General features: G+C 68.5%; 24 protein-coding genes and 1 tRNA gene. 19 read left to right on the forward strand and 6 right to left on the reverse strand.

The genetic code is table 11. The features are described from left to right. Positions 1 to 126: 126 nt before the first annotated feature. Positions 127 to 1851, forward strand: a complete 1725-nt coding sequence (gene poxB, locus FB560_RS03045; protein ID WP_141871005.1) for a ubiquinone-dependent pyruvate dehydrogenase — start codon at positions 127 to 129, stop codon at positions 1849 to 1851. A gap of 119 nt (positions 1852 to 1970) precedes the next feature. Here poxB and FB560_RS03050 read toward each other — a convergent pair whose 3' ends face one another. Together FB560_RS03050 and FB560_RS03055 are read right to left on the reverse strand one after the other, a co-directional pair. Continuing rightward, positions 1971 to 4769, reverse strand: a complete 2799-nt coding sequence (locus tag FB560_RS03050; protein ID WP_141871006.1) for a tetratricopeptide repeat protein — start codon at positions 4767 to 4769, stop codon at positions 1971 to 1973. A gap of 35 nt (positions 4770 to 4804) precedes the next feature. Continuing rightward, a complete protein-coding gene (locus tag FB560_RS03055) occupies positions 4805 to 6649 on the reverse strand; it encodes an HSP90 family protein (protein WP_141871007.1) in 1845 nt (614 codons plus the stop codon). A gap of 172 nt (positions 6650 to 6821) precedes the next feature. Here FB560_RS03055 and FB560_RS03060 point away from each other — a divergent pair. From FB560_RS03060 to FB560_RS03100, 9 genes are all read left to right on the forward strand, one after another. After that, positions 6822 to 6894: transfer RNA gene (locus FB560_RS03060), tRNA-Trp, on the forward strand. Positions 6895 to 6934: 40 nt separating this feature from the next. Further along, positions 6935 to 7207, forward strand: a complete 273-nt coding sequence (gene secE, locus FB560_RS03065) for a preprotein translocase subunit SecE (protein WP_141871008.1) — start codon at positions 6935 to 6937, stop codon at positions 7205 to 7207. A gap of 42 nt (positions 7208 to 7249) precedes the next feature. Continuing rightward, positions 7250 to 8287: a transcription termination/antitermination protein NusG gene (gene nusG / locus FB560_RS03070; protein ID WP_141871009.1), complete on the forward strand. Its 1038-nt coding sequence runs from the start codon at positions 7250 to 7252 to the stop codon at positions 8285 to 8287. Positions 8288 to 8571: 284 nt separating this feature from the next. Then, positions 8572 to 9003 carry a 50S ribosomal protein L11 gene (gene rplK, locus FB560_RS03075; protein WP_091027467.1) on the forward strand — a complete coding sequence of 144 codons (432 nt, stop codon included), beginning with the start codon at positions 8572 to 8574 and terminating at the stop codon, positions 9001 to 9003. Between the two features lie 11 nt (positions 9004 to 9014). Then, positions 9015 to 9704: a 50S ribosomal protein L1 gene (gene rplA, locus FB560_RS03080; protein WP_141871010.1), complete on the forward strand. Its 690-nt coding sequence runs from the start codon at positions 9015 to 9017 to the stop codon at positions 9702 to 9704. Between the two features lie 183 nt (positions 9705 to 9887). Next, on the forward strand, positions 9888 to 10709 hold the full coding sequence (locus tag FB560_RS03085) for an amino acid ABC transporter substrate-binding protein (protein WP_141871011.1): 822 nt from the start codon (positions 9888 to 9890) through the stop codon (positions 10707 to 10709). A gap of 3 nt (positions 10710 to 10712) precedes the next feature. After that, the gene (locus FB560_RS03090; RefSeq protein WP_141871012.1) at positions 10713 to 11375 is read left to right on the forward strand and encodes an amino acid ABC transporter permease; all 663 of its coding nucleotides are present in this window, start codon (positions 10713 to 10715) and stop codon (positions 11373 to 11375) included. Further along, positions 11362 to 12144 (forward strand): amino acid ABC transporter ATP-binding protein, encoded by a 783-nt coding sequence (locus FB560_RS03095; RefSeq protein ID WP_141871013.1) that lies wholly within the window; start codon positions 11362 to 11364, stop codon positions 12142 to 12144. The genes FB560_RS03090 and FB560_RS03095 overlap by 14 nt, the downstream gene beginning before the upstream one ends. Positions 12145 to 12192: 48 nt before the next feature. Next, entirely contained in the window at positions 12193 to 12546 is a 354-nt protein-coding gene (locus FB560_RS03100; RefSeq protein WP_141871014.1) for an iron chaperone, read from the forward strand. An 8-nt stretch (positions 12547 to 12554) separates the two neighbouring features. Here the strand turns inward: FB560_RS03100 and lysE are convergent, their stop codons facing one another. Continuing rightward, positions 12555 to 13211 (reverse strand): L-lysine exporter, encoded by a 657-nt coding sequence (lysE, locus tag FB560_RS03105; RefSeq protein ID WP_141871015.1) that lies wholly within the window; start codon positions 13209 to 13211, stop codon positions 12555 to 12557. A 70-nt stretch (positions 13212 to 13281) separates the two neighbouring features. Between lysE and FB560_RS03110 the strand changes: the two genes are divergently transcribed. Then, on the forward strand, positions 13282 to 14166 hold the full coding sequence (locus FB560_RS03110; RefSeq protein ID WP_141871016.1) for a LysR family transcriptional regulator ArgP: 885 nt from the start codon (positions 13282 to 13284) through the stop codon (positions 14164 to 14166). A gap of 17 nt (positions 14167 to 14183) precedes the next feature. On the opposite strand, the gene FB560_RS03115 is transcribed toward FB560_RS03110, so the two are convergent. Together FB560_RS03115 and FB560_RS03120 are read right to left on the reverse strand one after the other, a co-directional pair. Then, positions 14184 to 14660 carry a MarR family winged helix-turn-helix transcriptional regulator gene (locus FB560_RS03115; RefSeq protein WP_141871017.1) on the reverse strand — a complete coding sequence of 159 codons (477 nt, stop codon included), beginning with the start codon at positions 14658 to 14660 and terminating at the stop codon, positions 14184 to 14186. Next, a complete protein-coding gene (locus FB560_RS03120; RefSeq protein ID WP_141871018.1) occupies positions 14647 to 16356 on the reverse strand; it encodes an MDR family MFS transporter in 1710 nt (569 codons plus the stop codon). The genes FB560_RS03115 and FB560_RS03120 overlap by 14 nt, the downstream gene beginning before the upstream one ends. Positions 16357 to 16639: 283 nt before the next feature. On the opposite strand from FB560_RS03120, the gene FB560_RS03125 reads away from it, so the two are divergent. Genes FB560_RS03125 through FB560_RS03145 form a run of 5 tightly spaced genes read left to right on the forward strand, consistent with a single transcriptional unit; the run spans position 16640 to position 19756 of the window. Further along, entirely contained in the window at positions 16640 to 17269 is a 630-nt protein-coding gene (locus FB560_RS03125; RefSeq protein ID WP_141871019.1) for a SipW-dependent-type signal peptide-containing protein, read from the forward strand. 7 nt (positions 17270 to 17276) lie between these two features. Beyond that, positions 17277 to 17900, forward strand: coding sequence for a SipW-dependent-type signal peptide-containing protein (locus FB560_RS03130; RefSeq protein ID WP_141871020.1), 624 nt, complete (start codon positions 17277 to 17279; stop codon positions 17898 to 17900). Positions 17901 to 17949: 49 nt separating this feature from the next. Further along, positions 17950 to 18543 carry a signal peptidase I gene (locus tag FB560_RS03135; protein ID WP_229673305.1) on the forward strand — a complete coding sequence of 198 codons (594 nt, stop codon included), beginning with the start codon at positions 17950 to 17952 and terminating at the stop codon, positions 18541 to 18543. Then, positions 18540 to 19184 carry a hypothetical protein gene (locus FB560_RS03140; protein WP_141871022.1) on the forward strand — a complete coding sequence of 215 codons (645 nt, stop codon included), beginning with the start codon at positions 18540 to 18542 and terminating at the stop codon, positions 19182 to 19184. The genes FB560_RS03135 and FB560_RS03140 overlap by 4 nt, the downstream gene beginning before the upstream one ends. Then, entirely contained in the window at positions 19181 to 19756 is a 576-nt protein-coding gene (locus tag FB560_RS03145) for a hypothetical protein (RefSeq protein ID WP_141871023.1), read from the forward strand. The genes FB560_RS03140 and FB560_RS03145 overlap by 4 nt, the downstream gene beginning before the upstream one ends. A 33-nt stretch (positions 19757 to 19789) precedes the next feature. Here FB560_RS03145 and FB560_RS03150 read toward each other — a convergent pair whose 3' ends face one another. Then, on the reverse strand, positions 19790 to 20482 hold the full coding sequence (locus FB560_RS03150) for a YqaJ viral recombinase family protein (RefSeq protein ID WP_141871024.1): 693 nt from the start codon (positions 20480 to 20482) through the stop codon (positions 19790 to 19792). A 300-nt stretch (positions 20483 to 20782) separates the two neighbouring features. Here FB560_RS03150 and FB560_RS03155 point away from each other — a divergent pair, with 300 nt between their 5' ends. From FB560_RS03155 to rplL, 3 genes are all read left to right on the forward strand, one after another. Continuing rightward, a complete protein-coding gene (locus FB560_RS03155) occupies positions 20783 to 21760 on the forward strand; it encodes a hypothetical protein (protein ID WP_141871025.1) in 978 nt (325 codons plus the stop codon). A gap of 375 nt (positions 21761 to 22135) precedes the next feature. Next, positions 22136 to 22624 carry a 50S ribosomal protein L10 gene (rplJ, locus tag FB560_RS03160; protein ID WP_141871026.1) on the forward strand — a complete coding sequence of 163 codons (489 nt, stop codon included), beginning with the start codon at positions 22136 to 22138 and terminating at the stop codon, positions 22622 to 22624. A 48-nt stretch (positions 22625 to 22672) separates the two neighbouring features. After that, on the forward strand, positions 22673 to 23050 hold the full coding sequence (gene rplL, locus FB560_RS03165; protein ID WP_141871027.1) for a 50S ribosomal protein L7/L12: 378 nt from the start codon (positions 22673 to 22675) through the stop codon (positions 23048 to 23050). Positions 23051 to 23060 lie beyond the last annotated feature (10 nt).

The following is a 23060-nucleotide window of genomic DNA, read 5'->3' on the forward strand; positions in this document are numbered from 1 at the left end:
ACCCCTGTGGTGCGTCCGCCGCACGATCTCGGAGTTCTGCCGCATCTCGGAAGGCCGCGCCCGCGCGGATCCGAAGTGCCGCAGAACTCCGAAGCCTCGCGACCCGGCCGGGCGTAGGGTCGAAGCATGGCCAATGTCGCTGAGAACATCGTCAAGACTCTGCACGCCAACGGGATCGACCGTGTCTACGGCCTTCCCGGTGATTCGCTCAACGGGTTCACGGATGCCCTCCGCAAGGACGGCACGATCCGCTGGGTCCATGTGCGGCATGAGGAGGCAGCGGCCTTCGCCGCCGCTGCGGATGCCGCCACCACGGGTGAACTCGCGGTCGTTGCCGGCTCCTGCGGCCCCGGAAACCTGCATCTCATCAACGGCCTGTACGACGCGAACCGCTCGCGCGTGCCGGTGCTCGCGATCGCGGCGCACATCCCGACCACGGAGATCGGCACCGGGTACTTCCAGGAGACGCACCCGCAGGAGCTCTTCCGTGAGTGCAGCGTCTACGTGGAGTACGTCGCCGACCCGAAGCAGATGCCCCGTCTGCTCGAGATCGCGATGCGTGCGGCCATCGAGCAGCGCGGGGTCGCCGTCCTCGTGATCCCCGGTGACGTGGCGCTGGCCGAGATCGCCGACGATCGTGCGGTCGTGATCGAGCGCGCGCGTCCGGTGATCGTGCCCAGCGGACCCGAGCTCGAGCAGGCGGCGACGCTGCTGAACGCGGCCAAGAAGGTCACGATCCTCGCCGGCGCCGGAGTCGAAGGGGCGCACGATGAGGTCCTCGCGCTGGCCGACCGGCTGGGCGCACCGATCGTCCACGCGCTCCGCGGCAAGGAGTTCATCGAGTACGACAACCCCTTCGACGTCGGGATGACGGGGCTGCTCGGCTTCGCCTCGGGGTACCGGGCGATGGAGGCTGCGGATGCGCTGCTGGTGCTGGGCAGCGACTTCCCCTACGAGCAGTTCTACCCGGATCACGCCACGACCATCCAGGTCGACATCCGCGGCTCTCAGCTCGGCAAGCGGCATCCGCTGGATCTCGGGCTGGTCGGAGACGTCCGCGCGACCGCCGAGGCGCTGCTGCCCCGCCTGGCCGAGAGGGCGGACCGCTCGCACCTCGACGACTCCACCGCCCACTACCGCAAGACCAGGGCGAAACTCGACGACCTCGCGGTGCCGACGAAGGCAGGTCGTCCGATCCACCCGCAGTACCTCGCGCGGCTGTTGAACGAGCAGGCGGCGGATGACGCGATCTTCACGGCCGATGTCGGTTCGCCCACGGTCTGGGCGGCGCGTTACCTGAAGATGAGTGAGCACCGGCGCCTGGTCGGCTCGTTCAACCACGGCTCGATGGCGAACGCGCTGCTGCACGGCATCGGCGCGCAGGTCGCGCATCCGGATCGCCAGGTGGTCGCCCTCGCCGGTGACGGCGGACTGGCGATGATGCTCGGCGAGCTCATCACCCTGACGCAGAACGATCTGCCCGTGAAGACGATCGTGGTGAACAACTCCTCGCTCAACTTCGTCGAGCTGGAGATGAAGGCCGCCGGATTCGTCACGTACGGCACCGATCTGAAGAACCCGAGCTTCGCCGCGATCGCCGAGGCCATGGGCATCTTCGCGCGTCGCGTCGAGCGCAGCGAGGATCTGGCGGATGCCGTCCGCGAGGTGCTCGCGCACGACGGCCCCGCCCTGCTCGACGTGGTCACCGAACGGCAGGAGCTGTCGATGCCGCCGGCGATCGAGGCTGCGCAGGTGAAGGGCTTCGCGCTCTACGCCATCCGCACCGTCATGTCGGGCCGCGGCGACGAGCTGCTCGACCTCGCCCGCGCGAACTGGCGTCAGCTGTTCTGACGCTGCGGCGCCGCATCCGCGGGTCCTGAGCGAGCGCCCTTCGTCTCGCTGCGCTCGCTCAGGGTGCGACCTCCGCTCCCTGAGCGACGAGCGCAGCGAGGAGACGAAGGGCGCCGCGCTCAGCTCTCGATGAGTGCGCGCACCTCTGCGGCCTCGCCATGGCGCCCGAGCGCCTCGAGCGTGTTGCCGAGCTCCAACCCGGCGACCTGGCGCAGGGGAGGGTGCTCCGCGCCGTGTTCCAGCGCGCTGCGGTACACGGCCACCGCGTCGCCGGCTCGTTCGTTGCCGGCGAGCAGCCGGGCGGCGAACAGCTCCGAACCGCCGGCTGCCCCGGTGTCGCCGATCTCCGCGAACGCGTCAGCAGCGGTGAGCGCGGCGGCGACCGCTTCGTCGATGCGCCCGATCTCGGCCAGTGCTCGGCCGCGGGAGTCGGTGACGTCGGCGAGGAGCCACTGCGCGTCGTGCTCCTGCGCGAGCGCGGTGACCTCATCGAACAGAGCGAAGGCCCGGTCGTCCTGCCGTCCGCCGTACACCTGACCGAGGTTGTGCAGCACCTCGACCAGAGCGCCGGTGGCGTCCGGCGCGCGGCGCACGATCTCGGCGGCCGACTCCAGCAGGGCGAGGGCGTCGTCGTTCTCGTCGAACCGGGCGAGGATCTTGGCCTGCTCGGTCATCGACACGGCTTGATCGGCGTGCTCCTCGGCTTCGCCGTAGAGGGTCGCCGCGTAGCCGAATGCGCCCACGGCCTGGCCGTACTCGCCTGCGCCGGTCAGTGCACGAGCCAGCATCGAGGCGGTCATGGCGCGGGAGGCGGCGGGCACCTCGGCCTGCTCCTCCTGCTCGAGCACCGTGCCGAACAGCTCGGCGGCCTCCTCGGTGTCCCCCACGGCGAGCATGGCGCGCGCCAGCCGGAAGTTCGCTCCGGCGAGGTCGCCGCCCTCCTGCGCGACCAGTCGAGCGGTCACCCGGTACCGAGCGAGGGACTTCTCCGGCTGCCCTGCGTCCTCCCAGAGCGCGCCGGCGAGCAGGTGGGCCGCGGCGAGGGCCTGCGTGGCTCCGAGTCCGGCGAGCAGGCGGCAGGCCTCATCGGCATCCGTCGCGCCTTCCACGTAGGCGTCCGAGCCGCCGCGCACCCGGGCGCGGGTCTGCAGGGCTTGCGCGCGGTGGCCGATGCTGAGGTCGTCCTGCGCCAGGAAGCGATCGAGCAGCGACGAGGCCGATTCGATGTCGCCCTTGCTCAGCACGGCGTGGATCGCGACGAGCGTCGTCGTGTTCGACAGCCGCGTGTCCTCAGCTTCGGCGAAGGCCCGCGCGGCGTGCTCCGCCAGGTCCAGCGCCGCATCCGCCTCGTCGGACTGCAGGTGCAGCGACGCACGGCTGATCGCGAGGTCGCCACGCGACCAGGCGGGCAGCGATGCGGCATCGGCCAAGGCGTCCTCGAGATCCGCGGTGGTCTCCGGAGTGTTGAGTCCGAACGTCGCGAGGCCCAGACGCTCCTCGAGCGCGGCCTGCACGTCCTTCCCGGCGTCGCGCAGCGCGGCCACGCGCTCGGGGAGCAGTGCGGCGGCCTCTGCGGCACGGTCGAGGGCGACCAGGATGCCGATGCGCATGGACAGCAGCTGCGCGCGCTTGTACGGGTCCTCCACGCCGCTCGCACGGGGCAGGGCCTCGAGCGTCTCGTGCTCGGCGCCGTACTGTGCGAGTTCCATCGCGCGGTCGAACCAGCCGTCGGCGTCGACCGGGCTCGCGGCCGCCGGTGCTGCCACGAACGCGTCGGAGCGGATCGGCACGTCGTACTGCTCGTCGGCCAGCGCGCGCATCCGTCCGAGGCTCTGCGCGTGACCATCGGTGCCGTCGCGCCGGTCGAACTCCGCACCGATGCGGTCTGCCGTGGCCCAGGCCGTCGCCGCGAGCTCCTGCGCCGTCCAGGCGCCGTCGTGCGGGCCGAAGAACGGCTCCAGGGCGGGGGCGTCTGCGCCGCGCACCGGAGTGCCGCCGTGGCCCGCTGCGGTGACGCGGTCGAGGGCGAACGCGAAAGCCGCCAGTGCGGCGAAATGCGCATCGACGTTGAGGCCGTCGTGTGCGAGCCAGGAGATGTGCCGCTCGACCAGCGACAGCGCGCGCGCCTCGTTGCCGGTCAGCGCCGCGAACACGATGTTGTTGGCGACGATGCGGAGGTTGTCGGGGTTGTCCTTGGCGAGGCGGTAGCTGCGCAGGTGCGCGGTCTTCGCCTCTTCGCCGCGGCCGGCGCGCAGGTAGGGGATCAGCACACGCGACAGGGCGTGCTCCGGCTCCTCTCCACAGGAGAAGCCGCCCTCGATCATCTCCTCGACCAGGCGGATGGCGTCGGCGTCCCGCTCCGTCTCGGCGAAGAAGCCCGCGAACTGGCTGCGTCCGCACGCGTCGCAGTGGCTGTGCTCGTCGCGCGGGGTGGCCTCGAGCTGCACGCGCAGCGCCTCGGCATCCGCGATCCGTCCGGCATCCCAGGCATCCTCGAAACGGGCCGTCAGCACACCGCTGAGGCCGAGGCCGGCCGTGCGGTAGTGGGATTCCATGTCGTCGAGCACGGCGACGATCTGCTCCTGCGAGAACGCGGGGGAGGAGCGCAGCGAAGAGGCCATCCACTTGAACTGCCACATCAGATCGGCGCCGCCGTAGTCGAGGTCGCTCGGGAAGCGCTGCGGGTCGGCGTCGTGATGTGCGAGGCACCACGCGAAGGAGTTCAGCATGACGTCGGTCGCGCCGTTCATGTTCGCCGAGGCGGTCTGCCGCATGCGCGCCTCGTACTCGAGACGCTCATCGCCGATCTCCTGGGCCAGGGCGACGGCCTCGGAGACGAGCGCCTGCTCGGCAGGACCCCACGGGGTACGGTCGATCTCTTCGAGCAGCTGCTGGAAACGCTTCTTCGGACGTGCCATGGACGGGTCCCTTCGATGGGTCGGTACGTGAGGGTTCAGCGGGCCTCGTCGAACGGGATGGTGTCCCCTTCGAGGCCGGCCGAGAGCGAGACGAGATCGCTGAGCGCGGTGGTCATCAGACCGCGGTCGGCATCGGTGAGCGGATGGTGCCCCGCGAGCAGCGCCTGGATGTACAGCAGCTGCACGGTGCGGGCGAACACGGCGTCGTCCTGCACGCGCACGAGTGCCCGTACGACCCGGTTGCTCCAGTTCAGGCAGAGGCGCGCGCGCAGGTCGTCGTCGCGGCCCAGCGAACGGCTCTGATCGATCTTGTCGAGCACACCGCCCCAGAGCGCGCCGGTGATGCCCTTGGTGCGGGTGCGATCGATGGCCCGCAGCACCTCGGGATCGGCGACGTAGAGGGCGGAGAGCTCGGGTCGGTCGATCGAGCGCACCACGACAGAGCACTCGGCGGCCGCGAGCACCGCGCCGGCACGGGCTTCCAGAGCGACGGCGGCGTCACGGTCGTCGAGTGGCGGAGGGTCGAGGCGGTCGAGCTCGCCCGTGACGTCGACCTGCTCGATCGTGACGTTCGGGTACAGCTCCGGCAGCATCCGCACCAGGTCGGCGTCGAACAGGTATCCGCCGTTGACGAGAACCTCGGACGACGGCGAGATGCCGGCCACCTGGCGGAACTCGTCGACGGACGCGGCGTACCGCACGTGCGGGTAGCGCTCGACGAGGTCGCCGATGCGGATCGTGCCGTGCGTGGTCTCCAGCGTCAGCCAGCGCGTGATGAACTGCGCGAGTTCCGGGTCGTGGCGCACGAGCGACTTGAGCCCGACCTCGTGGATCGCCACGAACTGCGCCAGACGGTGCGGTTCGCGCAGGCCGAGCTCGAGCACCCACCGTCGGATGCCGGCGCCGAGCTGCTCGCGCACCCGCTCCAGCGCGGCGTCCTCCACCAGCGACTCCCTGCTGGCGGTGGGGGCGAGCCCGGTCGAGTCGACCACGGCGCGCACGAAGAAGGCCCAGTCGGGCAGCACGTCGTCGACGCGCTCCGAGAGCAGCATCCGCCCGAGGTACATGCGCGTCGCCTGCCGTGCGCCGGGTGGAGGGGCGTAGGGGAGCACGTACGCCAGCCCGCGCGTGCCGGTGGCCGGCTCGCTGAGCTCGATGACGTCGAGCGGACCGGCGCCGAGCAGAGTGCGTCCGTAGGCCACCGCCGCCTCGATGTCGTCCGCCACGTCGAGGAACGGAGGGGTGCGGGTGACCTCGATGTCGTCGCCGGGGGCGTCGATCGTGACGCGGACGGGCAGGAACTCGCCGAAGGTCGTCGCGAGCTCGTGCACCGCCGCAGGTCGGAGCAGCTCGTCGGCGTCGAAGCGGGGGACGAGGTGCACGCTGGTCCCGATCGGCAGCTCCTCGTCGATCTCGGAGACCTGGAAGGTGCCGTCGGAGCTGCCCGTCCATTCGACGGAGGCACCGCCGCGCGCGCTGCGGGAGCGGATGACGATCGTGTCGGCGACCATGAAGCAGCTCAACAGCCCGATACCGAACTGGCCGAGGTAGTCGCTGCGGGGGAGATCGAAGATGTCGCGCTTGGAGCTGCGGCCCACTGTCGCCAGCAGATCGGCCACTTCGGACGCGGTGAGACCGACGCCGTCGTCGCGCAGCACGAACTCGCCGTTCTCTGCGGTCAGCGGAGTGATCCGGATGCGCCCGCCCCCGCCATCGACCTCGCGACGGGCGGTGATGGCGTCACGCGCGTTCTGCAGGAGCTCCCGCAGGTACACGCGAGGGCTGGAGTAGATGTGCCTGCTGAGCAGGTCGACGACCCCGCGCAGATCCACCTGGAACTGCTGTACTTCAGCGCTCACCGGCGCTCCCTCCTGATGCATCCGCTCGCCGAGCCTAACAACAACACGCGCGCAGGCCTCGGTTCGGTTGCAGCGGACGGATGCCGTACACTGATGTGGCAGTTGTTTTCTGCATTCTTTCGCCATGCCTGGGATCCTCGGTCCCGGAATCGGTGGCAGAGTGGAGAGGACACCCCGAGGCCAGACGGTCTCTAGGGCGGTAGCTCAATTGGCAGAGCAGCGGTCTCCAAAACCGCAGGTTGCAGGTTCGATTCCTGTCCGCCCTGCGCGTCAGCGCAACGCTGACACACGAAAGGTACATTCAGGATGGATCAGGACGAACCGCGCGGCGAGGTCGTCGCGGCTGGCGCCACCCGCGAGAAGAAGGGCAACCCCTTCTCCCGGTTCTTCGGGGGCATCGCCCTGTTCATCCGCCAGGTCATCTCCGAGCTCCGCAAGGTCGTCACCCCGACTCGCAAGGAGCTGTTCAAGTTCACCGGGGTGGTGCTCGTCTTCGTTCTGATCGTGATGGGCATCGTCTACGGCTTGGACACTCTGTTCGCATTCGTGACGCACTGGGTTTTCGGAATCCCCGGCTGATGATGCCCGCGGCTCGCGCCGCAGCTATGGAGAAGAAAAAACGTGTCTGAACGATATTCCGACGACGCCGACTGGGCGACCGCGGCTGAGCAGTCCAGCGAGGAAGACGAGGCCCAGGAGGGCAACGTCCTCGCCGCTGAGGAACTCTCCGTCACCTCGGCAGAGCACGTCGCCCTGCACATCGAGGATGTGGACGGCGAAGAAGAAGACACTGACACCGATGACGACATCGTCGTCGAAGACCCGGAGGCGGACGCGATCGTGAACGACGCTCTCAACCTGGACGAAGCGGCCGAGTCTGAGGCTGCCGCTGAGGTCCTGAACGATGCTGTGGCCGAAGAGACGGCTGACCAGGAGGCCGCTGCGGCCGACGAGGTCACCCCGTACGACGGTCCCGACCTCGGTGCTGATGACGTGCAGGGCGACGAGGACTCCTCGGACGACGAGGACGCGGAGGAGGACCCGTACGAGGCCTTCCGCATGGACCTCCGCATGCTCCCGGGCAAGTGGTACGTCATTCACTCCTACGCCGGTTTCGAGCGCAAGGTCAAGGCGAACATCGAGCAGCGCAAGTCGACGCTCGAGGTCGAGGACGAGATCTACCAGATCGAGGTCCCGATGGAGGACGTCGTCGAGATCAAGAACGGCCAGCGCAAGATGGTGACTCGCGTGCGCATCCCGGGCTACGTGCTCGTGCGTATGGAGCTCACGGAAGACACCTGGTCCGTCGTGCGTCACACCCCCGGCGTCACCGGCTTCGTGGGCAACGCCCACAACCCGACGCCGCTCCGCTTCGAAGAGGCCTTCAACATGCTGAAGTCCCTCGTCGAGGTCAAGGACCTCCCGACCGCGAAGAACATCGCGTCGAAGGGCGGCCTGGCTGTGGCCCGTCCGCTCCCGGCCGAGGTCGACTTCGAGGTCGGCGAGACCATCACGATCAAGGAAGGCTCGTTCGCGGGTCTGCCCGGTTCGATCAGCGAGATCAAGCCCGAGAGCGGCAAGCTCACCGTGCTCGTCTCCCTGTTCGAGCGCGAGACCCCGGTCGAGCTGTCGTTCGACCAGGTCACCAAGATGGTCTGACACACGCTTCACGAGAACGGCCGTCCCTTTCGGGGCGGCCGTTCTCGCGTTCGGTCCCTTTCTCGCGAGGGGGCAGAACGCGCCGCAGCACGTCGCGCGGATGCGGCTTGTCCTGGCTCCTCAGGTCGGGGGGCGATGCCGCGTTCGTGGCGCACGGCAGGATCAGGTAGACTTACGTGGATTGTGTGCCGCTTCGGCGTGCGCAGAGACGACCACGGTCCGGAGATGCCGGATCTGTGGGAGAAGCGGATGCTCCGGCATCCGATTCGATGAAAGGAAAGAGAATGGCACCGAAGAAGAAGGTGACCGGCCTGATCAAGCTTCAGATCAACGCCGGTGCAGCCAACCCGGCGCCGCCGATCGGCCCCGCGCTCGGTCAGCATGGCGTCAACATCATGGAGTTCTGCAAGGCGTACAACGCCGCGACCGAGTCGCAGCGCGGCAACGTCATCCCCGTCGAGATCACCGTCTACGAGGACCGCAGCTTCACGTTCGTCCTGAAGACCCCGCCGGCTGCGGAGCTCATCAAGAAGGCCGCAGGCGTGCCCAAGGGCTCTGCGACCCCGCACACGGTCAAGGTCGCGAAGATCACCAAGGACCAGGTCCGTCAGATCGCCGAGACCAAGCAGGCCGACCTGAACGCGAACGACATCGAGGCCGCCTCGAAGATCATCGCCGGCACCGCCCGTTCCATGGGCATCACGGTCGAGGGCTGAGGAGAATAATCATGGCTACGAAGTCCAAGGCTTACAAGGCTGCCGTCGAGAAGATCGAGGCAGACCGTTTCTACACTCCCGCTGAGGCTGTCGCCCTGGCGAAGGAGACCGGCTCGGCGAAGTTCGACTCGACCGTCGAGGTCGCGCTGAAGCTCGCCGTCGATCCCCGCAAGGCAGACCAGATGGTGCGCGGCACCGTCATCCTGCCCCACGGAACCGGCAAGACCGCCCGCGTCATCGTGTTCGCCACCGGCCCCGCGGCCGAGGCAGCGATCGCCGCAGGTGCCGATGAGGTCGGCGGCGCCGAGCTCATCGAGAAGGTCGCCGCAGGCTGGACCGCGTTCGACGCGGCCGTCTCCACCCCTGAGCTCATGGGCCAGGTCGGTCGTCTCGGAAAGGTCCTGGGTCCGCGTGGCCTGATGCCGAACCCGAAGACCGGCACCGTGACTCCGAACACGGCCAAGGCCGTCGAGGAGATCAAGGGCGGAAAGATCGAGTTCCGCGTCGACAAGCACGCCAACGTGCACTTCGTCGTGGGCAAGGCCTCCTTCACCACCGAGCAGCTGAACGAGAACATCGACGCCGCTCTCGAGGAGATCGTCCGCCTCAAGCCGTCGAGCTCCAAGGGCCGCTACATCCAGAAGGGTGCGGTGTCGACCACGTTCGGCCCCGGCATCCCGCTGGACGTCAACGCCATCTGAGTCTGACTCTCTGAAGTGCCCCCGGGTCCGCCCGGGGGCACTTCTGCATTCACGGTGAGCCGGATGCTGAAACTCGGCGTCATGCGATGCGCGCTCGGGGCCGGGCACGCATACTGTGAGTGAGTTCCTTTGACACCGCGCGCCACAGCACTCGCGCACACTGCACCCCAGGAGGGTTCGCCCATGTCTCGTCGTCTCATCGCCGTCACGGCTCTCGTCCTCACCGCTGCGGCTCTCACCGCCTGCAGCGGCACCAGCGCCCCGGCGGAATCCGGCGCGAGCGATAACAGCTCCGCCTCCTCGGACTTCGGGCTCGTCACGGACGGCACGCTGACGGTCGCGACCGAGGGCACGTACCGTCCCTTCAGCTTCCACGACGACGGCGGCAGCGGTGAGCTGACCGGCTACGACGTCGAGATCATCCAGGCGGTCGCCGACAAGCTCGACCTCGAGGTCAAGTTCGAAGAGACCCAGTGGGACGCGATCTTCGCCGGCCTCGACGCCGGACGGTTCGACGTGATCGCGAACCAGGTCACCATCAACGACGAGCGCGAAGCGGCGTACCTGTTCAGCGCGCCCTACACGGTGTCGCCCGGCGTGATCGTGGTCGCGGATGGCGACGACTCGATCAGCTCGTTCGCCGACCTCGACGGCAAGACCACCGCGCAGTCGCTGACCAGCAACTGGAACGACCTCGCCGTGGAGTCCGGCGCGAAGGTCGAGGGTGTCGAGGGATGGGCGCAGGCTGTGACGCTGCTGCGTCAGGGCCGCGTCGATGCGACGATCAACGACAAGCTCACCTTCCTCGACTACGAGAAGACCGATGGTCCGACGGGGCTGAAGATCGCCGCCGAGACGGAGGATGCCGGCAAGCAGGCGTTCGTGTTCACGAAGGACAAGAAGAGCCTGGTCGAAGCCGTCGACGCCGCTCTCGAGGAGCTGCGTGCGGATGGCACCCTGGCCGAGATCAGTGACAAGTACTTCGGCGCGGACGTCACCGAGTAGCCGATGTCACCCTGGGAGCTCTTCCTCGCCTCGATCGGACCGATCGCCCTCGGCGGGTTGATCGGTACCATCCCGTTGGCTCTGAGCTCGTTCGCGCTGGGGCTGGTGATCGCGCTGGGTGTCGCGCTCATGCGCATCTCGACGCGCTCCGTCGTCTCGGGCATCGCACGTGTCTACATCTCGATCATCCGGGGGACGCCGCTGCTGGTGCAGCTGTTCGTGATCTTCTACGGGCTCCCCTCCATCGGGGTCACGATCGATCCGTGGCCGTGCGCGATCATCGCGTTCTCGCTGAACGTGGGCGGATACGCGGCCGAGGTCATCCGCGCCGCGATCATCTCGGTGCCGCAGGGCCAGTGGGAGGCCGCCTACACGGTCGGCATGGGCCGCACGCGGACGCTCACCCGCGTCATCCTGCCCCAGGCCGCGCGGGTCTCGGTGCCGCCCCTGTCGAACACCTTCATCTCGCTCGTGAAGGACACGTCGCTGGCGTCGCTGATCCTGGTCACCGAGCTGTTCAAGGTGTCGCAGCAGATCGCGGCGTCGACGTATCAGTTCATGGTCGTCTACCTGACGGCGGCGCTGGTGTACTGGGTGTTCTGCCTGGTGCTGTCGACCGGTCAGAGCTTCTTGGAGAGGAGGCTGGACAGCCGTGTCGCGAACTAGCCCCGCAGAACCCCTGCTCACCGCCCGCGGACTGCGCAAGAGCTTCGGCTCGAACGAGGTGCTGCGCGGCATCGATCTGACGCTGCACCGCGGCGAGGTCGTCGTCCTCATCGGTCCCAGCGGTTCAGGGAAGACGACGGTGCTCCGCTCGCTCAACGGCCTGGAGACGCCGGATGCGGGTCGGATCTCCGTGGACGGAGGTCCGGAGATCGACTTCGCGACGCGCCCGTCGCCGAAGGAGCGCTTCGCCCTGCGCGACCGCTCGGCCATGGTCTTCCAGCATCACAACCTGTTCCCGCACTTCACGGTGCTGGAGAACGTGATCGAGGGGCCGTGGCGCGTCCAAGGACGGCCGAAGGAGGAGGTCGTCGTCGAAGCGCGGGCGCTGCTCGAACGCGTCGGTCTCAGCGACAAGGCGGACGCACGTCCGCACCAGCTCTCCGGCGGGCAGCAACAGCGCGTCGGCATCGTCCGGGCGCTCGCGCTCAAGCCGGACCTGCTGCTGTTCGATGAGCCGACCAGTGCGCTCGACCCCGAGCTCGTGGGCGATGTGCTCGTCGTCATCAAGGAGCTGGCCGACGAGGGCTGGACCATGGCCGTCGTCACGCACGAGCTGAGCTTCGCCCGCGAGGCCGCCGATCACGTGCTGTTCATGGACGGCGGTGTGGTGGTCGAGCAGGGAACGCCGGAGCAGGTCTTCACGGCACCGCAGCACGAGCGCACGCAGCGCTTCCTCACCCGAATCCTCCGACCGCTCGACGGGATTTAGACGGCGCCGTCGCTGGCAGGCATCCCGCCGAGGTGGCAGGATGCCGGGATGGGCAGCATCGACGAGTACGTGGCCGAGCTCGAGCCGGCGGACCGTGACAGCATCCACCGTGTGTACGCGGTCGCGAGCGCGCTGGCGCCCGAGGCGGAGCAGGGCAGGGGGTACGGGATGCCGGCCCTCGTCTACCGGGGCAAACCGCTGCTCTCGGTGATGCGCGCCAAGAAGCACATCGGCGTCTACCCGTTCAGCCCCGCCGCCGTCGCGGAGGTCGCCGGCATCCTGGCTGATCATCCGGCGATCGGTCTCGACAAGGGCACGATCCGCTTCCAGCCGGAGCATCCTCTGCCTGAAGCCGCGATCGAGGCACTGGTCCGTGCCCGCATGGCGCAGATCGACGGCTGACGGAGCTCTCAGGCGTTCAGGACCGGAAGCACCAGGCTCACCGCGATCGCGATCATCACGACGGCGATCACGGCGTCGAGGATGCGCCACGACAGCGGCGTGCGCAACCAGCGACCGAGGTAGCGCGCGCCGAAGCCGAGCGCGGTGAACCACAGGATGCTCGCGGTCACCGCTCCGGCGGCGAACAGCCAACGCTCCTCGCCGTGGGTCGCGGCGATCGAGCCGAGCATCAGCACCGTGTCGAGGTACACGTGCGGGTTGAGCCAGGTGAGGGCGAGGACGGTGAGGATCACCGGCGCCAGGGGAGTGCGGGTGCGGGTGAGCGTGGTGCCCGGCCCCTGTGCGACAGGCTCCTCCTCGCTGTCGACCTGCAGAGCTTCTCCGGTGCCTCTCCACGCGCGACGAGCGGCCAGGAGTCCGTACACGAGCAGGAACGCCGCGCCCGCCCAGCGCGCGACCACCACGAGCCAGGGGGCGGCGGAGATCACGTAGCCGAGTCCGGCGACGCCGGCGATGATCAGCACCGCATCGGATACCGCGCAGATGATGACCACGGCGAGCACATGCTCGCGACGGATGCCCTGTCGGAGCACGAAGACGTTCTGGGCGCCGATGGCGACGATCAGGGAGAGGCCCAGGCCGAGGCCTGCGAGAACGGAGAGCATGTCTTCAGAGTAGGAACAGCCGATCATCAACACCAGCGAGGATTCCTACCGAACCATTAGCATCGCTAATGTGAGGATCGATCCGGAACTGGCCGCCACCGTCGCGGCCGTCGCTGACGAAGGCACGCTCGATGCGGCCTCCCGGCTGCTGCGCATCACGCCGTCGGCGGTGAGTCAGCGGCTCAAGACACTCGAGCAGCAGCTCGGACGCATCCTCATCGTGCGCAGCAAGCCGGCGCGGCTGACGGAAGCGGGAGAGGCGGTCGTGCGGCTGGCCCGCCAGATCGCGCTCCTCGAGCATGACGCCCTCTCCGGGGTGGGGCTGGATGACGAGAGCGGCGCGCGGCGTATCACCGTGCCGCTCGCGGTGAACGCCGATTCGATGGCGACCTGGTTCCTCGCACCATTGGCCCGGCTGTCTGCGCGGCACGACATCGACTTCGACCTGCACCGCGACGATCAGAACTTCACCGCGCGGCTGCTCGAGTCCGGCACCGTGATGGCGGCGGTGACGAGTGAGAGCGTGCCGGTCGCCGGATGCTCGGTCACCGCTCTCGGCGTGCTCGAGTACGAAGCGGTCGCCGCGCCCGCCTTCGCAGACCGCTGGTTCCCGCACGGCGCGACGGCGGAGGCTCTGGCGCAGGCACCCTTCGTCGATTTCGATCGGCGAGACACGCTGCAGCACGAGTGGCTGCGCGAGCGAGGGGTGCCGCATCAGGGGGTGCCGCGCCACTATGTTCCGGCGTCGCACGACTACGCGCTCGCGGTCGAGCTCGGGCTCGGCTGGGGCATGCTGCCGTTCCCGCAGGGCTCCGCCGGTCTCGTGAGGCTCGGGGGCCCGGCGGTGCGGACCGCGCTGTACTGGCAGCAGTGGAACCTGCGCTCCGCCCTGCTCGACACCATCGCTGCCGAGGTGGCCGCCGAGGCGCGCAAGGTCCTGCGCTCGGTGCCCTGAGCGCGGCGCGCCGCGGTCTAGGCGCCGGGCGTGACGCCGGAGGCGAGCGCGTGAAGCAGTCGGGTGAGGTTGCCGATGTCAGTGAGATCCCAGTCGTGGAGGGTGCTCATCAGCATCCCCTCCTGCGGAGCGCGCGCCGCGGCGAGACGCTCGGTCCCGAGGGGCGTCAACCGCAGCAGCGAGGAGCGGCCGTCGCTCGGGTCGGGTGATCTCTCGATCAGCGTGAGCTCCTCCAACTCGCGGACCGTGCGGCTGACCTGGCCCTTGTCCATCAGCATCCGCTCCGCGAGCGCCGAGGCGGTCACCTGCTCGCATCGCGCGATCGTCGTGAGCGCCTTGTAGGCGCCGGGGAGCATGCCGGGGCTCACCCGATTGGCGTTCTCCAGGATGAGCCGGCGAAAGTGGGTGATCAGCTCACCGAACTCCGCCTCGAGGGCGCGGACCGCAGCGGCCCGCGCCTCGGGGGATTCGGAGGTGTGATCAGCGGCGGTCATCGTTCGAACCCGTGACCACGTTGACCGTTCCGGTCGGCGCCCCGGAGAGGGCCGTGGCGTCGGCGATCGCGACATCGGCCGCCTCGTCGACCGGGCTCCCGGTCGGTGCCGTGTCGGATGCGGCGCCCGCGGCATCCGCCTGCGCGCGCTCGCTCGTGGTCATGGTCGTGAGCGGACGGTTCGGCAGGAACAGGATCGCGATCAGGCTGATCACCGCGAGCGGGATGCCGATCAGGAACGCATGCGAGATCGCCTGGGCGTAGAAGTCCTCGATGATGGACCGCACAGGCTCGGGCAGCAGGCGGACCTCGGGGATCGTCCCGCTGGAGAGCTGGGCGGCGACATCCGCGCCCTTGGCGCCGAGTTCCGCGATCGCCGCGCCGATGCGCTCTTTGCCGTCGGAGAACAGGGTCGTGAGCGAGTTCGCCAGCACGGCGCCCATGGCTGAGACGCCGATGGTGCCGCCGAGGCTGCGGAAGAAGGTGACTCCCGAGCTCGCGACGCCCATCTCGCTCGGCTTCGCGACGTTCTGCACGATGAGGACGAGGTTCTGCATCGTCATGCCGACGCCGGCGCCGGTGAGGAACATGTAGAGCGAGACCAGCACGAAGTCGGTGTCGTAGTGCAGGGTCGACAGCAGCGCGGAGCCGGCGATCAGCAGCACGGAGCCGAGGATCAGGTAGCCCTTCCACTTGCCGAAACGGGTCACCAGCTGGCCGACCACCATCGAGGAGATCAGCAGCCCGGCCATCATCGGGAGCGTCATGAGACCGGCCTCGGTCGGCGAGGCGCCGCGGGACAGCTGCATGTACTGCGCGAGGTAGACCGAGGTGCCGAACATCGCGACGCCGATGGAGATCGAGGCGATCACCGAGAGCGTGAAGGTGCGACCGCGGAACAGCGAGAGCGGGATGAGCGGCTCGCGCACCTTGATCTCGACGATGATGAAGACGATCGTCGCGACGACCGCGCCACCGACCATGAGGATGGTCTCGATGCCCCACCAGTCGAAGGTCGAACCCGCGTTCGTGATCCAGATGAGCAGCAGTGAGACGGCGGTCGAGAGCAGCACGATCCCGGCGTAGTCGATCGACGCCTTGCGGGTGCGCTCGGTGCTGATGTGCAGGGTCTTCTGCAGGATGATGAGCGCGGCGATCGCGAACGGCAGCGCCACGAAGAAGTTCCAGCGCCAGTTCGCGGCATCCGTGATCCATCCGCCCAGCAGGGGGCCGCCGACCGTGGCGACGGCCATCACGGCGCCGAACAGGCCCATGTAGCGGCCACGTTCGCGGGGGCTGATGATGTCGGCCATGATGACCTGGCTCAGGGCGGCGAGACCGCCACCGCCGATGCCCTGGATGGCGCGGAACGCGATCAGGGTGTTCGTGTCCTGCGCGAAGCCGGCGGCCGCGGTGGCCCCGACGAAGATCACGATCGCGAGCTGGATGAGCAGCTTCCGATTGAACAGATCGGCGAGCTTGCCCCAGATCGGCGTGGAGATCGCCGTGGTGAGGAGGGTGGCCGTGATGACCCAGGTGTAGGCGGCCTGGTCGCCGCCCAGGTCATGCACGATGACCGGCATCGAGGTCGACACGACCGTCGTGGCGATCATCGAGACGAACATGCCGAGCAGAAGTCCGGTGAGGGCTTCGAGCACCTGGCGATGCGTCATCTTGACGGGGGAGTCCGTGGTCATGCGGGACCTTTCGTGTGAGTCGCGGAGTGTGGCGGCGACAGCTCTGGCGCGCACAAGATAGTTGAACTTCGTCAACTATACGTATCTGGTTGATGTACGTCAACTATCTCCGTGATGAGGTTGTGATCGCCTGCGCGCAATGAGTGCCCTTCCTGCGCGGAATCGCCTTGTCGTCTGGGATTTGTCTGGTGAGTATTGAGTACGGCTGTACACGCAGGTCTCTGAGGGGCGACCATTCCCAGGCGTTTCGCACGGTCGATGGATTCCTGAGGGGGAATTGACCATGGTCAAGAAGCAGAATCAGCGCAAGGTGCTCGCGGTGCTCGCAGGTGGCCTCGTTCTCGGAGTCGGCGTCGCCGCCGTGCTCGCCGCGTGGAACGACTCCGAATTCGCGACGGGGACGTTCACCGCCGGCACGTTCAACCTCGAGGGATCGAGTACCGGCAACGCGGGCTACAGCGATCACAACGTGGATGACGGCGACACCGCCGCCACCCTCGCCTTCACGCTTCCGACCGGTGTGGTCGACAGCATGTCACCAGGCGATTCCGTCTACGCCGGCTTCTGGGTGCGTCTCGCGGCGGGAACGACCACCGGAGCCGATCTCGTCGCCGATGGAACGACCGCTGATGCGGCGGCCGGCTCCAACTCCGAATACCTGTCTTACTCGATCTACCAGCTCGCGCCCGGCGCGACCTGCAACGCCGCATCCGCGATCGGCACGCCGATCGCAACCGGCGCGACGCTCGATGCGCAGACCGGCACGACGACCGTCGCGCTGCTCGAAGGGGCAGATACGACGACCGCCGGAGCAGCCGTGCAGCTGTGCTTCGTGGTGACTGCGGATGCCGCCCTGGAACAGGGTCTCGCGACGACGGCGACGTGGAAGTTCACGGCGACCTCGACGAACTGAGCGCATCATGAACACCCGCCGAAGCGTGCGGGAGGCGAAGCGCAACCGCTCCCGCCGCATACGAGCCGTCCTCGCGGGCGGTCTCGTGCTCGGCATAGGCGCGAGTGCGACCCTCGCGGCCTGGAACGACTCCGAGTACGGCTCAGCGACCTTCACCGCCGGTCGCTTCGACATCGTGGGCGCGGCCGACGGCACGACCTTCACCAGTCACGCGACCACGGGAACGGCCGCGGCGCTGACGTTCGCCGCCACCCCGTCGTTGATGATCCCCGGGGCGACGACCTATGCGCTTTTCAGCGTGAAGACCGCGAGCCCCTCGGTGGCGGGCACCCTGCAATGGAACGCGGTGTCGCCGGCGACGACCGGGCTCGCCGTGTTCCTGCGATACGGGGTGCGGACGATCGCCGGCACCGCGTGCAACTCCGGCACCTACGCGGCAGGGACCTCGGTGGTTCCCGATCTCTCCACCCTGGCCACGAACGGCACTGTGACGCAGGCCGTGTCGGCCAACGGCGGATCGACCGTGAACTACTGCATCGCGGTGACGCTCCAGCCTGCGGCGGACAACACGGTGCAGGGCGCGAGCACCACGCTCACCTGGCAGGTGCTCGGTACGGTGCCGGCGCCGTGAGTGTGACGGACCAGAGCGACGGGGCGGAGGGAACGAGATGGCGGCGCCGGTGACGAGACGGAGTCTGCGGGTGCAGTCCGACCCGTCCGACGCGCCCGACGCCGCCGCGAAGGCTCGGCGCGGCGGACCCGGTCGCCTGATCGCGGACGTGCTGCTCTGGATCGCGGCCGTGGGTGGGGTGATCTGCATCGTGCTGGTGGTGCTCGCCCTCACCGCGCAGATCACTCTGATCATGTTCCGCACCGGATCGATGTCGCCCACGATCACCGCGGGTTCTGTCGCCGTCGTGCAGCGCGTTCCAGCGGCCGACATCGCGATCGGCGACGTCGTGACGGTCGACCGGGTGGACGAGCTCCCGATCACTCACCGCGTCACGTCCGTGGAACCCGGCGCGTCCGCCGATGAGCGCATCATCACGATGCGTGGCGACGCCAACACGGAGGCGGATCCGTTCCCGTACACCGTGACGTCGGTGCGCATCGTGCTCTTCTCGATTCCCGGCATCGCGACGCTGATCGTCGGGATGGGCAACCCGTACGTGCTCGGCGTGCTCACGCTCGCCGCGACGGCACTGGTCGTCTGGGCGTTCTGGCCGCGGGCCGATCGATCCGAGTCGCGCCGCAGAAGCGACGGCATCCCATGATCCGCGGCCGGTCTCTCGCCGTGCTCTCCGCGCTCGTCGTGGGGAGTGCGTTGTTCCTGCCGACCGCGGCGTGGGCGGCGCCCACCACGCAGGTGATCCAGGGCGACGTCCTCCGTCTGGTGTCGGTGGCCGACTGGGATGCGGCATCCCGCCTGCTGCCCGGCGAACCGGTGCAGTGGGACGTCGCGATCAGTGCAGATGCCCCCGACCCCGGGAGCGTCCGCATCGCGGTCAGCGCCCGCGGAGACGCGCCTGTGGTCATCGATGCCGCGCTCTGCATGCGGGAGTGGGAGGTCGGCGGCTGTCCCGGCGGTGCGACCGCGCTGCGCACAGCATGGAGCATCCCCCGCGACGGCGCCGAGATCGCGCTCGCGGAGATCGCCGACACCGAGGTCGCCCACCTGCGACTCGCCATCACCCTGGACACGGACGACGAAGGCGGCTCCACCGACATCCGCGTGCATGCGCAGGGTGCGGGGGAGTCGGCCGTGGTCGGGCCGGACGGCGGGCTCGCGACGACGGGGCTGTCGCCCATCGTGCCGTTGGCGTGCGGTGCCGGGGCGCTGCTGGTCGCCACCGGTGCCGTGTTGATCCTCGATCATCGGCGGCGCGCGGCGCGGGACAAGGAGGACGCCCGATGAGGGGCGGGGCAGGTCGGCGGTTACTCGCCGGTGCGGCGGGGCTGGCGCTGCTGCTCGGCGTCATCGCGGCACCGCCCGTGCAGGACACCGAGGCGACCTTCACCGACGAGGAGTACGCCGCGGCGACGGTCACCGCGCTCGCGCTGCTGCCACCGGCTGTCGAGCCGCTACCGGGCGGACTGACCTGTCCGAACCCGCTGAGCACGCTGCTGGGTGGCACGGCGTTGACCATCAAGTGGCGCTGGCCCACCACGCCGACCGGCTATCCGGCCACGACCGCCCTCAACGTCTACCTCACCTCGGCGGCCGATGGCTCAGGAGGATCGATCGTGGCTCCGGGGACGGCGACCGCGGGGGTGTACACCACCGCGGTGAGCAAGGGTGTGCTCGACGGACTCCTGGGCGGTCTGGGGTTCCTGCTCGGCGGGGGACAGTACGTCATCTACTTCGGCACGTCGTGGGTCACCGCGGGAGGCCTGACCTGGAGATCGCCGACCAAGGTGAAGATCACGGTCACCTACGCGTCGATCCTCGCCGGTGGTGCGACGACGTGCACATTCGCCGCGGCCTAGCGGCTGCTGCGGCGGCTCTGCGGGTGAGGGGGCTCAGTCGGCGAGGGCCAGGGCGCGGAACGCATCGCGCTCGCGCAGGTGCTCGCGCCGACTCGCAGCCGCGGCAGCGGTGGCATCCGCGATCCGCGCCGGGATCTGCTGCCCGGTGGTGCGGCGGTAGAGCTCGTCGATGAGATCGGTCGCGAGGCCGACCAGCTTCGCGATCTCCTTGTCGTCGCGGTCGATCCACACGCAGCGCGGCTCGTCGTGGATGGGCGCGAAGTCGACGTGCTCCTCCCAGACGAAGAGCGTGCGCTCGGCGCCGAGCACGTGCTGCTGCCACCAGATCTGGCGGAGGTACGTGCGGGGGATTCCGCGGAACGCCTTGTTCGTCGTCTTGATCTCGGCGAGCTTGACCCGGCCGTCGGCGTCGACGGCGATGCCGTCAGGGGTCGCGAGGTGACGGTGCTCGACCTCGGCCCGGAACAGCGCGGAGGAGGGGAGGATGCCGTGGGTCGCGGCGACCCAGGCGGCGATCTCGGGCTCGCGGCGCCGACCGTGGTCGGTGTAGGCATTGCCGCCGAACCGTGGGCCTCCGCCGAGCTTGGCGTCGGCCGCGCGTGCGATCGATCGCTCACTCGTGAGTCCGGCGACGTCGGTCGCGGTGATGCCGCGGGACCGTGCTCGCAGCCACGCCACCCGGTCGCGGGAGTCCGCGACGATGCGTGCGGCGAGGTCCTGGTTCACTCCTCGACCCTAACCCCGTCGTCCGACGTCGTTCCCCGTACACGCCGCCTTCCCTGCATCCCGCCTGCGCACGCGCGCATCCATCCGCACCCCACTTCCCCGTTCCTCGCCCAGACCCATCGCACCTGCCCAGGCCCATCGCCGGCGACGTCGCGCACGATGGGTTCCGGCGCGGCCAGTGGGTCTGGGCGAGGCGGCCGCGTGTGCACTCATACTGCACGACATGCGTTTCGGATCCGTTGCCCACCGGACGGAGATCTGTCTGCGCGAGTGACCGGCAGGTGTGGTCAGGATGGTCGGATGCCGAGAGCCATCACGATCGAGAATGCGAAGCGGATGCTCCGTTCGCGGACTCAGCTGCGCGAGTCCGGATCGACAGATCGCGAGGTCATGGACGCGGTCGCGTCGGGTGAGCTGATCCGGATCCGGCGCGGCTGGTACGTCCACGCCGCGGCGTGGCAAGGCCTCTGGAACGAGGGGCGGCATCTTCTGGCGGTCGTCGCCGTGCACCGCGACGCGTCCTACGCGGCGCCACCGTTCTGCTTCGAGTCGGCGGCTGTCATCCACGGGCTGCCGCTCTATCGTTCGGTGCCGGCTGTGGTGCACACGCTCGTCGGAGACACCAGCCACAGCCGAGCTCGAGCGGGCGTCGCGCGCCACGCATTGCGTATCGCGCCCGACGACGTGGTCGAGGTGAATGGCCTGCGGTGCACTTCCGTGGAGCGAACCGTCCTCGACCTCGCGCAGCGGATGACGTCCGAGGCTGCAGTCGCGAGCGCAGATGCGGCGCTGCGTCGCTTCGCCGTGCATGAGCAGCATCACGATGAAGGGCGTGCGGCCGCGTGGCGCGACATGCTGCTCGAGCGAGCTGCGGGTATATCCACTCGCGGCATCCGTCGCGCTCGGCGTGTGGTGGCTTTCGCCGACGGCAGGGCTCAGTTGCCGGGAGAGAGCGTGAGTCGATTGCAACTGCACCGCCTCGGCTTCACGGGTCTCGGGCTGCAGACTCACGTGGTCGGGCCTGACGGCGAGGACTACTGGACGGACTTCGCATTTCCGAAGGCGCGCGTGTTCGGCGAGTTCGACGGGCTCGGAAAGTACCTCGACGACGAGATGCGTGGCGCGCGTTCGATGGACGAGATCCTCCTGGCAGAGAAGCGCAGGGAGGACGCGATTCGTGGTGTCACCGGCTGGCGCATCGTGCGGTGGGAATCGTCGCACATCGTCTCCGCAGAACGGCTCGGGGCACGTCTGGCATCCTTCGGCATCCGCCCGTGACTCCAGACCCACCGTTTCTGTCGAGACCCATCAGCGAACTCGTCGGCGCCGATGGGTCTCGACGCGTGTGATGGGCTTCGGTGGAGGCAGGGACCGGTAGGGGCTTCAGAGGCACGGGTAAGAGCAGAGGATGCTGCGCGCGGACGCGGATTTGGGGGACGGGAGCGGGTGGGGTACTCTGGTCACAACCGAAGACCGCTGGTCATCGTCGTGCGCGCAAGTGCACGGAGATTGAAACTCTGCATTGCAGGGGCCCGCGCAGGTGTCACGATCTTCTGAAGCTCCGTGCGCTTGCGCCGGAGCTTTTTCTTTTGCAGGCGGTCGGGGTTGGTGCCTCACCACCGTGGGGCGCCTCGTACACACCAAGGAGTGACCATGGCGCAGAAGGATGCATCGGTTGCCGAGCTCACGAAGTCATTCGAGAACTCGTCCGCCGTTCTGCTGACCGAGTACCGCGGTCTGACGGTTGCCCAGCTCAAGGAGCTGCGCAACAGCATCCGTCAGGACGCTGAGTACGCCGTGGTGAAGAACACGCTGACCAAGATCGCCGCCAACAAGGCCGGCATCACTGCGCTGGATGACGACCTCAAGGGTCCGTCTGCCGTCGCTTTCGTGCACGGTGACTTCGTCGCCACTGCCAAGGCTCTTCGTGACTTCGCCAAGGCCAACCCGCTTCTCGTGATCAAGGCCGGCATCTTCGAGGGCAACGCCCTCTCTGCCGACGAGGTCAACAAGTACGCCGCGCTCGAGAGCCGTGAGGTTCTGCTGGCGAAGGCTGCGGGCATGATGAAGGCGACGATGGGCAAGGCTGCGGCCACCATCGATGCTCTTCGCGAAAAGCTGGAGACCGCAGAGGCCGCGTAAGCGACCTGCGATCTCGTCTACTAACCCCATCTATCTAGGAGATACATCATGGCTAAGCTCACCACTGAGGAGCTGCTCGAGCAGTTCGCCGGCCTGACCCTCGTCGAGCTCAACGACTTCGTCAAGGCGTTCGAGGAGAAGTTCGAGGTCACCGCTGCTGCCCCCGTCGCCGTTGCCGGCGCAGGCGGAGGCGCTGCGGAAGAGGTCGAGGAGAAGGACTCCTTCGACGTCGTCCTCGAGGCTGCTGGAGACAAGAAGATCCAGGTCATCAAGACGGTCCGCGAGCTCACCTCGCTCGGCCTCGGCGAGGCCAAGGCTGTCGTCGACGGTGCCCCGAAGGCTGTGCTCGAGGGTGCAACCAAGGAAGCCGCCGAGAAGGCCAAGGCTGCTCTCGAAGAGGCAGGCGCCACGGTTACCCTCAAGTAATCGTCTCCGG

The sequence above is a fragment of the Microbacterium saperdae genome, from assembly GCF_006716345.1.
Taxonomy (GTDB): domain Bacteria; phylum Actinomycetota; class Actinomycetes; order Actinomycetales; family Microbacteriaceae; genus Microbacterium; species Microbacterium saperdae.

What these genes read in the sequence shown, in the direction of transcription:
- poxB (WP_141871005.1), top strand. Translation starts at nt 127, where the DNA reads ATGGCCAATGTCGCTGAGAACATCGTCAAGACTCTGCACGCCAACGGG.
- FB560_RS03050 (WP_141871006.1), bottom strand. Translation starts at nt 4,769, where the DNA reads ATGGCACGTCCGAAGAAGCGTTTCCAGCAGCTGCTCGAAGAGATCGAC.
- FB560_RS03055 (WP_141871007.1), bottom strand. Translation starts at nt 6,649, where the DNA reads ATGCATCAGGAGGGAGCGCCGGTGAGCGCTGAAGTACAGCAGTTCCAG.
- secE (WP_141871008.1), top strand. Translation starts at nt 6,935, where the DNA reads ATGGATCAGGACGAACCGCGCGGCGAGGTCGTCGCGGCTGGCGCCACC.
- rplK (WP_091027467.1), top strand. Translation starts at nt 8,572, where the DNA reads ATGGCACCGAAGAAGAAGGTGACCGGCCTGATCAAGCTTCAGATCAAC.
- rplA (WP_141871010.1), top strand. Translation starts at nt 9,015, where the DNA reads ATGGCTACGAAGTCCAAGGCTTACAAGGCTGCCGTCGAGAAGATCGAG.
- FB560_RS03085 (WP_141871011.1), top strand. Translation starts at nt 9,888, where the DNA reads ATGTCTCGTCGTCTCATCGCCGTCACGGCTCTCGTCCTCACCGCTGCG.
- FB560_RS03090 (WP_141871012.1), top strand. Translation starts at nt 10,713, where the DNA reads ATGTCACCCTGGGAGCTCTTCCTCGCCTCGATCGGACCGATCGCCCTC.
- FB560_RS03100 (WP_141871014.1), top strand. Translation starts at nt 12,193, where the DNA reads ATGGGCAGCATCGACGAGTACGTGGCCGAGCTCGAGCCGGCGGACCGT.
- lysE (WP_141871015.1), bottom strand. Translation starts at nt 13,211, where the DNA reads ATGCTCTCCGTTCTCGCAGGCCTCGGCCTGGGCCTCTCCCTGATCGTC.
- FB560_RS03115 (WP_141871017.1), bottom strand. Translation starts at nt 14,660, where the DNA reads ATGACCGCCGCTGATCACACCTCCGAATCCCCCGAGGCGCGGGCCGCT.
- FB560_RS03120 (WP_141871018.1), bottom strand. Translation starts at nt 16,356, where the DNA reads ATGACCACGGACTCCCCCGTCAAGATGACGCATCGCCAGGTGCTCGAA.
- FB560_RS03125 (WP_141871019.1), top strand. Translation starts at nt 16,640, where the DNA reads ATGGTCAAGAAGCAGAATCAGCGCAAGGTGCTCGCGGTGCTCGCAGGT.
- FB560_RS03130 (WP_141871020.1), top strand. Translation starts at nt 17,277, where the DNA reads ATGAACACCCGCCGAAGCGTGCGGGAGGCGAAGCGCAACCGCTCCCGC.
- FB560_RS03140 (WP_141871022.1), top strand. Translation starts at nt 18,540, where the DNA reads ATGATCCGCGGCCGGTCTCTCGCCGTGCTCTCCGCGCTCGTCGTGGGG.
- FB560_RS03145 (WP_141871023.1), top strand. Translation starts at nt 19,181, where the DNA reads ATGAGGGGCGGGGCAGGTCGGCGGTTACTCGCCGGTGCGGCGGGGCTG.
- FB560_RS03155 (WP_141871025.1), top strand. Translation starts at nt 20,783, where the DNA reads ATGCCGAGAGCCATCACGATCGAGAATGCGAAGCGGATGCTCCGTTCG.
- rplJ (WP_141871026.1), top strand. Translation starts at nt 22,136, where the DNA reads ATGGCGCAGAAGGATGCATCGGTTGCCGAGCTCACGAAGTCATTCGAG.
- rplL (WP_141871027.1), top strand. Translation starts at nt 22,673, where the DNA reads ATGGCTAAGCTCACCACTGAGGAGCTGCTCGAGCAGTTCGCCGGCCTG.